1 protein-coding gene is annotated in these 300 nt (G+C 33.3%); it reads right to left on the reverse strand.

The genetic code is table 11. The features are described 5' to 3' along the window. Positions 1-300 (reverse strand): response regulator (locus tag ACNKXV_RS14190; RefSeq protein WP_417908363.1); only part of this gene is annotated, 300 nt, incomplete at both ends.

Raw genomic sequence — 300 nt, forward strand, 5'->3', positions numbered from 1 at the left:
ATTTGGTCTTTGCCTCAAGTTAAATTTATCCATAACACTCGTGTAATTCTTCCCATTAAGAGGAACTTCCGATAAGAAGACAATTGGAGAGTTACCTGAAAGCTCATTTATTTCAGAAACCAAATACTGACCGTTGAAACCAGGAACATCTTGATCCAACAATATAAGTTTTACTTTCCCAACTTTTTGAAAGTATTCTTTAACAGCATCGAAATCCTTTAACCAAACAAGCACCGTATTGAAGAAAATACTTTCAATCTTTTCATCAATTTCTTGAAACTTAGTCTTTGTACTCCCAAT

Source organism: Christiangramia aquimixticola, from assembly GCF_048285835.1.
In the GTDB taxonomy this organism is placed as follows: Bacteria; Bacteroidota; Bacteroidia; order Flavobacteriales; family Flavobacteriaceae; genus Christiangramia; species Christiangramia aquimixticola.